The organism is Streptomyces sp. NPDC059037, assembly GCF_042740015.1.
GTDB lineage: Bacteria > Actinomycetota > Actinomycetes > Streptomycetales > Streptomycetaceae > Streptomyces.
On the sequence record NZ_JBHYIG010000290.1, the window covers coordinates 1 to 12,087 of the forward strand.

Annotated in this window: 9 protein-coding genes; 2 read left to right on the forward strand and 7 right to left on the reverse strand. The window is 67.5% G+C overall.

The features are described from left to right. Positions 1-244: 244 nt before the first annotated feature. The 5 genes from ACFWY6_RS38025 to ACFWY6_RS38045 form a co-directional block, all read right to left on the reverse strand. Positions 245-4,855: a tetratricopeptide repeat protein gene (locus tag ACFWY6_RS38025; RefSeq protein ID WP_384700387.1), complete on the reverse strand. Its 4,611-nt coding sequence runs from the start codon at positions 4,853-4,855 to the stop codon at positions 245-247. Between the two features lie 63 nt (positions 4,856-4,918). Continuing rightward, a complete protein-coding gene (locus tag ACFWY6_RS38030) occupies positions 4,919-5,281 on the reverse strand; it encodes an ASCH domain-containing protein (RefSeq protein WP_384700389.1) in 363 nt (120 codons plus the stop codon). Then, positions 5,278-6,393 carry a hypothetical protein gene (locus tag ACFWY6_RS38035; protein ID WP_384700390.1) on the reverse strand — a complete coding sequence of 372 codons (1,116 nt, stop codon included), beginning with the start codon at positions 6,391-6,393 and terminating at the stop codon, positions 5,278-5,280. Before ACFWY6_RS38035 ends, ACFWY6_RS38030 begins: the two co-directional genes overlap by 4 nt. A gap of 28 nt (positions 6,394-6,421) precedes the next feature. Beyond that, complete coding sequence (locus tag ACFWY6_RS38040; RefSeq protein WP_384700392.1) at positions 6,422-6,901, reverse strand: hypothetical protein; 480 nt, start codon at positions 6,899-6,901, stop codon at positions 6,422-6,424. Continuing rightward, positions 6,895-7,344 carry an ATP-binding protein gene (locus ACFWY6_RS38045; RefSeq protein WP_384700394.1) on the reverse strand — a complete coding sequence of 150 codons (450 nt, stop codon included), beginning with the start codon at positions 7,342-7,344 and terminating at the stop codon, positions 6,895-6,897. Before ACFWY6_RS38045 ends, ACFWY6_RS38040 begins: the two co-directional genes overlap by 7 nt. Before the next feature lie 104 nt (positions 7,345-7,448). Between ACFWY6_RS38045 and ACFWY6_RS38050 the strand changes: the two genes are divergently transcribed. Then, positions 7,449-8,783 carry an XRE family transcriptional regulator gene (locus tag ACFWY6_RS38050; RefSeq protein WP_384700396.1) on the forward strand — a complete coding sequence of 445 codons (1,335 nt, stop codon included), beginning with the start codon at positions 7,449-7,451 and terminating at the stop codon, positions 8,781-8,783. Beyond that, complete coding sequence (locus ACFWY6_RS38055) at positions 8,780-9,598, forward strand: class I SAM-dependent methyltransferase (RefSeq protein ID WP_384700398.1); 819 nt, start codon at positions 8,780-8,782, stop codon at positions 9,596-9,598. The genes ACFWY6_RS38050 and ACFWY6_RS38055 overlap by 4 nt, the downstream gene beginning before the upstream one ends. A 56-nt stretch (positions 9,599-9,654) precedes the next feature. On the opposite strand, the gene ACFWY6_RS38060 is transcribed toward ACFWY6_RS38055, so the two are convergent. Together ACFWY6_RS38060 and ACFWY6_RS38065 are read right to left on the reverse strand one after the other, a co-directional pair. Continuing rightward, on the reverse strand, positions 9,655-11,328 hold the full coding sequence (locus ACFWY6_RS38060; protein ID WP_384700400.1) for a relaxase/mobilization nuclease domain-containing protein: 1,674 nt from the start codon (positions 11,326-11,328) through the stop codon (positions 9,655-9,657). Next, on the reverse strand, positions 11,318-11,875 hold the full coding sequence (locus ACFWY6_RS38065; protein WP_384700402.1) for a hypothetical protein: 558 nt from the start codon (positions 11,873-11,875) through the stop codon (positions 11,318-11,320). Before ACFWY6_RS38065 ends, ACFWY6_RS38060 begins: the two co-directional genes overlap by 11 nt. Between the last annotated feature and the right edge of the window lie 212 nt (positions 11,876-12,087).

Genomic DNA, 12,087 nt, shown 5'->3' on the forward strand with positions numbered 1-12,087 from the left:
ACACCACCCCCGCCCAGCGCCCGCGGGCCCCCCCCCGCCCCCCCCCCCGGCGCCGCCGCCCCCCGCGCACGCGTGTCCTTCCCCGTCGGATCACAGCACTTCTTGGTCTCCAAGTAAACGGCCAGGTCTGTGACCTGCAGGGATCTTCCCTGTAGGTCGCTGACCTGGCCTTTTCTTGATTGTTGGCGATGGCTCGCGACGGTCCTGATCGGGTGTCTTGCGGACTGTGTGCGGACTGCTGGAGCTACTTCGCGACAGCGATGCGCCCGCAGCAGTGCTTGAACTTTCGTCCGGTGCGCATCATGCATGGGCATGGGTGGTTCCTGCCGGGCCGAACCACGGTCAGCGGCACGGTGCCGCCGACAGCGTTTCCCGTGGCGATGGCGCGCACCAGGTAGGAAGGGTCATCGGCCGCCATGCCCTGCAGGTTCCTGCCCATCACGACGATCAGCGATCCCTCAGCCGCTCCCTGGTACCAACGGGGGAGGAAATTGAGTGGCATGCGGTGCAGGAGCTGGCCGTCTGGTCCGGTGATGGAGATGTCGTTGCCTTCGAGTCGTGCCTTGACGTCACTGCTGTTGACGCCTGGAATATCGCGCATGTCCAGCGGCCTATCGCCGTCAGTCAAGAGCATGTTCTGCAGGTCAGTGAATCCTGCATCGCGGTACTTCGCCAGGACGAGATCCTGCACCTGCCCGTCGCTGTGCGAGACCCATCCGCCGTAGCAGTCAGCGATGATCCCCACCTTGTCCCCGCCGAACAGGATGCATTCAACTTCGAAATTGACCTTCGGGTCCTTCGGTGCCCTGCCCTTCAGCTGGACCACCTTGGAGGCTACGCAGTGAGGGTGTGCCAACCGCAGCATGAGGCGATTCATCCCTGGGTGCTCCATGAGGAGCAATTCGGCCTCCCCTGTCTCGTCGATCACGAGGTTGCAGGCGGCGCATGTCTGTCGAGAGTTCCCGAGGTGGGCGGTTAGTTGTTTGATGTCCAGTCCGGACAGCGCTTCCCGGACGGCATCCGAGACGTTGATCCTTCTCCCGAGAGTGGGGGCAGTGGCGGTATGGCTGGCCTTCCGATCAGCCTTGATGACCGTTCCATCACTGACAGTGCGAAGGCGAGCGCGGATGGCCTCCAGGACACGGTTGTCGACTTTCCGCTCGGTGCCCAGCAATTCCTCGATCGTCGGCTCTCCGGGAACGCCGTGCATTGAGTCCAAGTGCAGACCTCTGAGCAGCACAAGCGCGTCACCCGCGTCTGACCAACCGCCGAGTTCTTGGTGTAGATCGAAGGCTTTGAGTGCATGGGCGCGTGCTTGCTCGGTGTCGCCAAGCGCCCAGCAGGAACGAGCTAAGTTGAGCAGGCAGGGGGCCTGCAGCGTGGCATCTTCGAGCTGCTCGGTGAGAACCAGCGCCCTATGGAACGCGATGATCGCCTCCTCGTGATCACGGGAGTGTGCATGGTGCGATCCGACGTTGAGATGAAGGGCTGCCTCAAGCGACTGCATGCCCAACTGCTCGGTCACCGGGATCAGCTTGACGATCTCAGCGACGGCTTGCTCCTTCTCCTCGCCGTGAAGTCGGCACACGGCGGCCATGCCACGGGCTGTGAGGAGCACATGAAGGTCCTTCTGCTCTGCGGCAAGTTCGGCGGCCTTGTCGTACTGATCGAGTGCTTCGGTCCACTTGTCGTTTCGGGCCTGCACATTGGCCAGGGCCATCCTGCAGTGCAGGACGGCCGACTTGTCACCAGCCCGCTCACTCTGGTCAAGCGCTTTGGTGATCGTCGACATGGCCTCCTTGTAGAGGCCCCGGCGCGAGTAGAGGACGGCGAGGGCACGGGACGCCTGAGCCCGCGTGGCGGGGGTCGCCTCGTCCGACATCACCGAGATCACCGAATCCAGGGCCAGGGCGCCCTCCTGCCACCTGCCCGCGACGAGAAGTGCTTCCCCGAGCGCGGCTTTGGCCTGAGCCAAGCCGCGTTTCTCATCGGTCCCCTCCAGTAGCTGAACTGCCTCCGTCAGGTAGGCAACGGTCTCGCCAATCCGACCCCGGTGCCACAGGTATTCGGCGTTCTTCTGCAGAGTCTGGGCAATTACGATCGGGTTCCCCAGGTGCTTGGCCATGTCACGGGCATCGGCGAAGTAGGTTTCCGCCTCATCGAGATGGCCGACGCCACCGTGGTAGGAGGCCAAATAGGCCAGCGCTCGAGCCGCGTGCTCGTAGTCGCCGATCCCGGCGGCCAGGTCAGCGCACTCACCGAGGTGCTCCGCGGCCTGGTGGATGTCTGCACGCTCCGCGGCCTGACTGCCGATTCGAAACAGAGCCCGGACCTGTCCCTGAACGTCACCGGTGTCTTGATAGATAGCAAGCGCGGCCTGCAAGGGCTGAACGGGGGCTGAGGCCGGCCGTTCCTCCAGGGGAGTTTCGGCGAGTTCCATCATTGCCTTTGCCTCCCACTCCCGGCTCCCGACGGCTCGTGCCCGCTCGATGTCGAGTGAGGCATCCCGAGCCGCCTCAGTCAGTCGCCCAGTCCTGCGCAACAGCGCGGCAAGTGCCCCGCGGTTCCACAGCTCCGTATGGCTGTCCATGCGAGACAAGTTCCTGCTGTTGTGCAGGTAATGGTCAGCTCGGCGAACCTGGCCAATAGCCAAGTGGGCCTGGCCTAGATTCCCCAGGGCATGGGCCAGCATCCTCTTGTCCCCGATGATTCGCCAGAACGGCAATCCGTTGCGTAGGAACGGGATGGCGTCACGAGCTCGCCCGAGGTTGATGAGCAGAGATCCCAGAGCGATCTGCGCCATGTGCATCTGGTACAGATTGTCGGCCTCGTGGGCCGTCTCTGCACTTCGTTGATACAGGTCGGCAGCTCGCTGTGTGTCTCCCAGGCGACCAGCCACCATGCCCAGGTTGTATAGAGCTGATGCCGCCCATGCAGGTTTCCCGGACTGCGTGCCAGCTTCAAGAACGCACTCATAGATCCGGCCCAGATCTCTCCAGTGACTGCCGTGCCACAGCGACGCGGTGAGGTCGGAGGCGAGAGCGACGAGTGGTGCCCACACTTGATGTTGGCCAGCTAGTTCGGTCATGGCAACGGCACCGGGACGATCGGCGTTCAGCACATGCAGGGAGTCCGCATTGCCCTGCGCGGGTACCTTTGCTTCTTTGTCCACGAAGCCGATCGATTCGGTTGCCGCCTGAATCCGAACAGCAAGCACGAGGCAGGTCTGCCTGATAACGGATTCACGGTGTTCCGCTGTGGCCGAGGCTGCTTTCAGGCGGGCGAAGCGGTGCAGAATGTCGTGGAATACAAACCGGTCCTCGTCGATCTGTTCGATGAGGCTGAGCTCGAACAATGAGTCCAGCAACTCTGTTGCGGCATCGATTTGGGCCTCATCGAGGTCAGTCTGAGGTGAGATAGCAGCAGCAACCACGTCCGGGGTGACGGACATATGCGGCAGGATCCCAAGAGTGGTGAAGAGATCTGCCTGCTCTGGGCTGAGCGCGCTGTAACTTCGCTCGAGCACGGGCTCCAGTGCGGTCTGCCCCGCCCGTAGGGCTCTCAGGCCGCGGTCAGGGCTTGTGATCTCGTCGAGGAACCGGTCAACGTTGACTTTGGGTCGGCGTGCCAGGTGAGCGGCTGCCACATGTAGGGCCAGGGGATGCCCGGCGCACGCCTCGGCCAGCATGCTCACCTGTCCGTCGGTCAGCCGAGTAGGCCCAGCCACTGCCCTGACCAGCTCTTCACCGTGGCGGTCGGGCAGCGGCCCGAGCTCGATGAGAGTCACCAGCGCTGTCAGCCCGCTCAGCTTTGCCCGGCTCGTACAAACCAAGCCAAAAGGTCCGTCTACCTGGAGCACCTCACGGAGCGCCTCCTCAGAGACGATGTCGTCGATGAGCAGCAGGACCCTACTGTCGGACAGCGTCGCGCGAAGCGCAGCGAGTTGCTGTGCGCGGCCCTCAGGAAGCGGTTCGCCAGGGCGCATTGTCCGCAACAGCGCCAGCACCAGATCTACGGGATCCCCTTCGCCCGCGGCCAAGGAGAGGTCGACGTGGAACTGCCCATCCGGGTAGATGTCTGCAACGAGTCGTGAGAGACGCAGTGCGACGGCGCTCTTGCCGATCCCAGGTGGGCCGGTCACTACTACAGCCGCTCTGCTGTCACGATGGGGGCTCTCAAGGAACCTTCGCCCCTCGTCGATCTCCGCCTCACGTCCGAATAGACGGCGGAGCTCGCTCGGAAGACCAGGGATTGCGTGAATGCCTGGAGGAGCGTGGTTGGCCTCCAGCCGCTGGATGTGGTCATGCAGCCGCGCCAGCACATCACCCGACAACACTGCATCGGCGTAGGCGTGCCGAACGTCCTCGCTATTGTCCAGCAGCCGGCAGATCTTGTCGTAGTGCCAGACCTCCCATCCCTTGAGCGGGAGCTGCAGCTCGTGCACACGCTCCCTCAGCGCCTGCTGGACGCGGTCGATACCCCCGCTGCCCGGAACCGATGAGAGGACCACGTTGCTCGTGATGAGCAGGTACTCAGGCAGGCGTCCTTTTCGGACGCGATTCGAATCCGGATCGGCCCACGCACGAAGCTCGGAGCTGATGTGCTCAATCAGCCACTCGGCATCCTTGGCAGTGCCTTCTGGGCGCTTGCGGAACTTGGCTTGCAGCACCCCATAGCCGGCCCAGGGCGCCTCGGGCGTAGGAAAGCGTCTCGGGCTCTGAAACGAGGCTTCGCGACCGCCATCGGGGCCGTCTCCGAAGATCTCTACGGATGGCCCGAGCGTCGCGAGAGCTAGGGCCTGGGACAGCTCTTCGAACCGGTGCGGCCCGAGGTTGGTGAGGGCGTAATCTGCCATGCCGAGCATGATGAGGCACGGCACTGACAATGAGCTTGTCTGTCTCGGCCTGAGCCGCATCGCTCACGGCAGAGCGCGCGACAACTCGATCTCGATGGCGAGGGCACCGAGGGCCTCCTTATCCGGGCCGTAGATGGCACGGATGTTGACGAGTTGCTCGTGGCGCGTGGTGGTTGGGTTGACGTTGGTTGGGCCTTCGCCGTCGAGGAGCGCTTCGAAGTTGGGGTACTCGGAGACGCGGAGGACCTGCACGGTGCAGGTCTCGTCGGTGCCCTTGATGCGGAAGCGGATGGTGTCGCCTGCGGCGAGGCCCTCCAGGTGCGGGTACTTCACCCGCACCTCGATGGTCTTGGTGCCCGCGGCCACGAGGTCGAAGTACTTGCGGTAGAGGTTGAGTTCGTGGACGCGGGCGGTGGTGTCGGTCATGAGGCGGGGACGCTCCTGGGTGCTGGTGCCGTCATCATGCGGCCGATCTCGGCAGCCGAGTATGCGCGGAAGAAGTGACGGGGGTCGGAGAGCAGGGTCTCGGTCAGGTTGAGGAGTTGGTCGGCGTACTGGGGCAACGAGCCGGGCCACTGCCGGGTGTCGAGCATCCAGTCGGCGGCGCCGTCAGGCAAGGGTGCGTGGCCCTCGCGTATCAGGGACTTGGACAGCTTCGCGCCGGTGTCGGTCACCACTTGGGGGCAGAACAGGCGGGCGGGGAGCCGGGTTCGCGTGAGGCCCACGGCCTGGAGGGCTTCGTCGACGAGGTGGGAGCCGAAGACCCAGTCGCCGCCCTTGACCATGACGTGGAGCGTGCCGCGCGGGCTGGACAGGGCGAGTTCCTTGACGAGGTTGCGGTACAGGGTGGCCAGGTCCAGGTACGCGCCCGTGGTGGGGTTGATGGTCGCCTCGTAGGGGCCGTGGTGGAGGCAGATGGCGGTCACCGTGGCGGCCTCTGTGCCGGTCGGGCGGACCTGGGTGCGTTCGGCGTGTTTCTCGGCCCACCCGCATCCGACGTACGGGCACGGAACGCGGATGTGCGGGGTGCCGGTGGAAGGGGCGATCCACCAGCGGGCGGCGTCGATGCGGGGGAGGAGCCGTAACCAGGTGCGGCGGAAGTGCTCGCCGGCTTGCTGCTGGGTGTACGTCTCGACGCGGTACGGGATGCCCAGGCGCCGGGACAGAGCGGTGAACAGGGGCTCGTACAGGGCGGCGACGAGGTCGGTGAGGGCCTGGTAGCCAAGGGCTTGGGCGTAGGCGCGCTGGTAGCGGTGGCCGGTCACTGAGTCGGTGGTCAGGTCGTAGGGCGCGTTGTCGAGGGCGCTGAAGAGGACTTCCGTCGGCAGGCCGAAGCGGTTTCGGAGACGGGCGGCCATGGCGAAGGCGAGGGACTGGACCAGCGAGGTGCCGATGTGCGGGGCGCCGTTGATCTGGGTGCCGACGACCAGCACGATGCGCTCGGGTGGTTCGGCCAGGATGCGTGGGGTGAGGACGTCCTCGGCGTGGTGGAGGGCGTTGGCGAGCACAGTGTTCGGCGAGACGGGGTGCATGGTCACGGCGAATTCCCTTGTGTCGGGGAGTAGTTCATTCGGTCCGGGTGTGGCCGAAGAGAAGCCGTTGCTGGCGTGTGGCCTGGTCGAGGTAGGCGTCGATCTCGGCGGGGGCGGCGCCGCGCGAGAGCGCGTCGAGGCCCAGTACGAGGGCGACCGGCGTCTGCTGGCGCAGGAGCAGCGTCCAGGGCCTGCCTGCGGGTATGCGTTTGCGGTAGGGGGTGCCTTCGAACCGCAGGGCAACGTCCGTCGGGCTGAGCGGGCGCAGGCGCGGTCCGATGTCGGGCGGTCGCGCTGTGGCGGGGCCGAGACCGAGTGCGGTAGCGACGGTGTGCATGCGCCGCTCGATGATCACAGGTGTCTCGTACGGGTTGCGGGGCGGCTGCGGCACGAGGAGCAGACCGCACAGCGTGGCGCCGGTTGGATCGGTGTCGAGCCAGGTGGTGGTGGCCAGAGAAGCGATCAATCCGGCGGCCAGCGCGTGTGGTTCGTTGGCGCGGCTGGGGATCAGCACGTGCTCATCACCGGGACCTTGAAGAACGCCCAGACGCGTTTGCCGGGGCCTTCGCGGGCTGCGACGCCCCAGCCATCGGCGACGGCGGAGACCAAGAACAGCCCGCGTCCGTCGTCGCTGCCGTTCTGGACTTGGCGTTGTCTGGGAGTGCCTTCGCCGCCGTCGTGGACCTCGACGAGCACCTGCGCGTTGTGCAACTCGATGCGGACGAGGATCGCGTCGTCGGTGGACGTCCCGTGCAGCAGGGCGTTTGTCACGAGTTCCGACGTGCACAGCCGGATGTCGTCGAGGCGTTCGCGGTGGCCCCACTGGGTAAGGGCCGCAGCGACGAACTCGCGGGCATCGTGTGCGGTGAGCTCGCGCCGAGGGAAGAGCATCGTGCGCTGCGTAGCGGCGCCCGCGGTGCGCTCTGGCTCCGGTTCACCACGCGGTCTGTTGGCCATGTCCAACAGCCAACCGCTGTCGCTCGTTTGGGGCGGGAGCCAGCATGGGGGCCAAGCAGGGGGCCACTATGGGGGCCAGAATCAATATGTGCCGGGGAGATGGGATGGGCGAAACGGGTATCGGTGCCTTGCTCCTCGGCCTGCGCAAAGGGCGCGGCTGGACCCAGCAGAAGGTCGCCGAGAAGTACAACGCCCTGGAGGGGCGTGCCGCGATGACCGGCAAGGAGATCGGGCGCTACGAGCGTGAGGCGCGCATCCCGGTCCCGTACACCCGAAGCCACTTGGCCCAGGTCTTCGTGGTCGACGTCGGGGTCCTCGACCGCGCTGTCGCGATCACCAGGCGGCTCCGTGGAGATGAGGAAGGTGTGGAGGGCGCAGATGGCCCGGCGATGCCGAGTCCGGCCGAGCGGTCCGTGGCCGGCGCCGTGTCGGCGGATGCCTCGTCGTCGGCAGAGTTCGCCAGGTTCATCGCGCAGCGCAATGCCGACCAGCTGGTCGTGGAGCAGTTGGAGGCCGATGTGGCACGGCTCGCGCGCTCGTACGTCAGCCACCCCCTGCTGGAGCTCTACGTCGAGATCAAACAGCTGCGGGATGGCGTCTTCGACCTGCTGCGTGGACGTCAACGACCTCAGCAGACCAGCGACTTGTACGTCTCGGCCTCGCGACTGTGCGGGCTGTGCGCCCACGTCTGCCTGGACCTGGGGCACTACGACTCGGCGGCCACCCACGCCCGTACTGCCCGCGTGTGCGCCGAGGCAGCCGGACACGAGGGGATGCTGGCTTGGGTGCGGGCAGTGGAATCCCTGATCGCCTACTGGACGGGGCGCTACGAGCAGGCTGCCCGGCTCGCCCAGGCGGGGCGCCAGCACCGAGTGGGAGGGAGCATCGGCGCCAGGCTCGCGAGCCTGGAGGCGCGTTCACTGGCGATAGCAGGTGACAAGGCGGGCGCCGCAATCGCTTTGGCGGATGCGGAACGCTCCCGCGAGGGGATGCTCGGGCGCGACGACACACCGGGAGTCTTCACCTTCCCCGCCGCCAAACAGTTCGCCTATGCCGGGACGACACACCTGGCCATCGGCGGTCGTGCCCACGTCCAGCAGGCCATCGCCAGCGCGGATACGGCGATCCGGCTCTACCGCGGTGCTGAGGCCGACGACCAGTCCGTCGGTGACCTCTTCGCCTCCCATCTCGACCTCGCCCGTGGCCACATGCTCCTGGACGACCTCGACGGCACCGAGGCGATGGTCGGCTTCGTGCTCGATGCGCCGGTGGAGCGGGTATCGGCAAGCATCGTGCGGAGGCTGGTCGATCTCGGACGGGAGTTGGACGGACGACAGTACGGTGGAGCTGCGCAGGCGACCCAGCTGCGCGAGCGCATCCAGCACACGGCCGTCCTCGCGGCCCCTCCCGCCGCCCGTCCTCCGGAGCTGCCGACGTGACCGACCTCTCCGCCGCCCACGACGCCGCTGTCACCGACCGCAACCGCCTTGCCGGGAGCGCCTACAACGGTGACCGGGACCTTGCCGCGCGGCAGTCCCTCTATCAGTGGCAGACGCCTCGCCATGACCTGCCCGGCACCGTCACCGAGCAGTTGAGCGCCGTGCACGGGCGGGTCGTCGATGTCGGCTGTGGGAACGGTAAGTTCATCAAGCGGCTGCGCCAGGACCGGCCTGATCTCGATCTACTGGGCTTGGACATCGCGCCCGGCATCCTCGCCGACGTGCCTGGCGCGGTCGTGGTGGCGGACGTGGCGAGGCTCCCCATCGGGACCGCGAGCGTGGATGCAGCCCTGGCGCTGCACATGCTGTACCACGCCCCGGACATCGCCAAGGCGGTGCGCGAACTTTCCCGCGTCGTCACGGCTGGCGGTCTGCTGGTCGCCTCGACCAACAGCGACCGCGACAAGGCTGAGCTGGACGAGCTGTGGGTGCGTGCGGCCGGTGACGTCCTCGGCACGGGTCGTGGCCCTGCGCGGATCTCGCTGAGCGCCCGGTTCTCCTTGGAGAAGGCGCCGGCCTTCCTCGGCGAGGAGTTCGGCCACGTCGAGACGATCGAACTGCCGGGCACCATCAGCGTCCGCGACGCAGAACCCGTGGTCGCGCACATGGCCTCGTACCAGGCGTGGGCGGACCAGCACGACGTGCCCTTCGAGGCCACGATCGAGCGGGCGCGCGCCATTCTGGACGAACACATCGCCCGGCATGGGGCGTTCGAGATCCACTGCCTCGGCGGCATCCTCGTCTGCCGCCGATAGCGGTGGCGGGCGGGCTCCGAGTCGTACACCGTCACCTGCCTGACAGGGGTTCGTGTTCACCGTGACCGGTGCGGACGAGGTAGCGGCGGCGTGTAGGCGACCGGTTGTTCCGTCGTGGCTCGCGGGGTGGACGGGCTGCGATTGCTCTGCGCACGCGCCGTCTGTGCCCGCTTGTTCTGCTGTGCGGTGATGCGCCAGGTGAGGACCTCGGCGGGGTGCTCGGCGGTGTCGAGTTCGCGTTGGGCGGCCACTTCGGCGAGGAGGCGCTGTGCTTTGTGTCCGGCGGTCTCGGCGCGGGCGAGGATGGCGGCTAGGGCGGGCCAGGCGGGGTCGGTGAGGATGCGGTCGGCGTGGTCGGGGACGGCCTGGCGCACGGCGGCCTCGAAGCGTTGGACGGTCTGGGGGCGAGGAACGCGCTGGGCGAGGTCTGCCAGGGCGGGCTCGGCGGTGTGGCGGTAGGTCGCCTGGAGGTGGCGGAAGGCTTCCTCGGCCGCTGCGGCCTGCTGCTCGTGGCCGCGCTGTTGGTGCCAGTGGGCGGCGGCGCGGGCCAGGTGCAGGGCGGTGAAAATGAGCGCGATGGCGAGTCCTCCCGGAATGCTGGCGGTGTGGGTGAGTTCCCTGGCGGCGTGGCGGAGTTCGGTAGTGGCCTGGTGGTCGGCGCGGATCGCGGAGCGGCGGGCGCGGTTGAACGCCCTTGCTGCTGCCTGCAGTTCGGCCTGGTGTGGACCGGGTGCCTTGCGGGCCAGGTTGTGCAGGGTGTCGGCGAAGGCGTCCAGGTGGCCCTGCGCGGTGGCATCGTCGCCCGAGTCGAGGACGGCGCGAGCCGTGTACATGGCGGATTCGGTACGGCGCCACGGCTCGGCGGGGTCCGCCACCTCCTTGGGCCGATCAGTCACCTCCTGGGTGGGGAGGCGTTCGGCCAGGCGGTTGTAGGACAGGTCGGGGGCGAGTTTGGAGCCGCCGAAGAAGATGGTGTCGCCGGGGGCGGCCAGGCTGTAGCCGTCCACCTCACCGGTCTTGGCGCTGACGCGCGGCTTGACCTGGATGCCCAGTGACTGGAGCACGGTGAAGTAGTCGTCGATGCTGTGCACGGCGGCAGCGACCGCATACGCCTGCTCGCGCAGCCACTCTCGCGCGGGCATCTCCTGGCCCAGGCGCTCGGCCTTGGCCCGCTCCGCCCCAGTGGGCGTCTTGGGCGCGGTCAGGTCACCGGACTTGAGCTGGCGCAGCCCGAACTCGGCCTCGATCCTGCGGCACTCCTTCTGCGCTCGCCAGCCATCCCGGTTCGTGCGCGGGCGGCGCCCGTCGGCTCGCACGGTGGTGGCCAGGATGTGTATGTGGTCCTCCGCGTGCCGCACCGCGATCCACCGGCACGCCTGGTCATCGCCCTCGGGCGCGATGCCGGTGGCGGCGACGACGCGGCGGGCGACCTCAGCCCACTCGGCGTCGTTCAGGTAGCGGTCGCCCGGCGCGGTGCGCACCGGGCAGTGCCACACGTGCTTCGGAGGCTTCTTCCCGCCCAGCTCACGGGTGCGCAGGTCGACATGGTGGTCGAGGCGGCGGGCGAGCTGGGTGTAGGTGACCTCGGGGTTGCGGCCGGGGTCGGGGGCGCCGGCCATGTCCCAGGCGGCCACGATGTGCGGGTCGGTGTGCTCGTCCCGACGGCCCGGCCCGAAGAGGTAGTTGATCAGGCCGCGGGTGTCGGAGCCGGTGGAGACGTCAGGCACCATGAGCGGCACCTTCCTCTATGAGCTGGTCCATCAGGCCGTAACTGGCCTTGGCGGCCTGCTCGATGAGGTCGAGGACGGCCTCGGTGCGCTCGGGTATCGCACCGGAGTGGATGGCGCCCATGATCTGGTTGAGGTTGGTGCCGATGCGGTTCAGCGCCTTGGTGTGGGCCTCGACGGCCTCGACCAGCGGGCGGATCGGATCGTCTTCCGGGCTGCCGACCATGTCCGCTTTGCCGAGCGCGACCGCCAGGGCGGCGTCGCCGACGAACCCGGCGAACGTCAGACGTCGCCGCTTGGCTGCCTCGTCGATGATGCGGACCGCGGTCGGGGTAAAGCGGATCTTCTTGTCCTGGTCGCGGTTCTCGCCTGTGCGCTTGCGGTTCATGCGCGCGGGCAGCGTGGGGGCGTCGGGCTCACGCCACGAGGGCTGCTCGACGGGCAACGGCGGGCGGGCAGGTGACTCGGGCTGAGGGGCAGCGGTGTCGGCGGGCGGCTCGTCGTGCGGGGTGGTGTCAGCGACGGGCTGCTCGGCGCTGGGCTCGGCCACCCCTTCCCCCAGCTCGGGTGCCCGCTGGCGCCCGGCCTCCTCCTCCGCCTCCCCAGGGGCGGGGGCAAGCGCGGACGAAGCCCCGTTAGGGGCTCGAACGCTCCAGCTTGCTGCTGTTCGTCGGCCCAGGCCGAACCATCCCCGACGACGGGAGGAATCGGGGTCGGTGTCGTTCTCAGTGTGCATGGTGGTGCTCCAGTGTCATGGGGCTG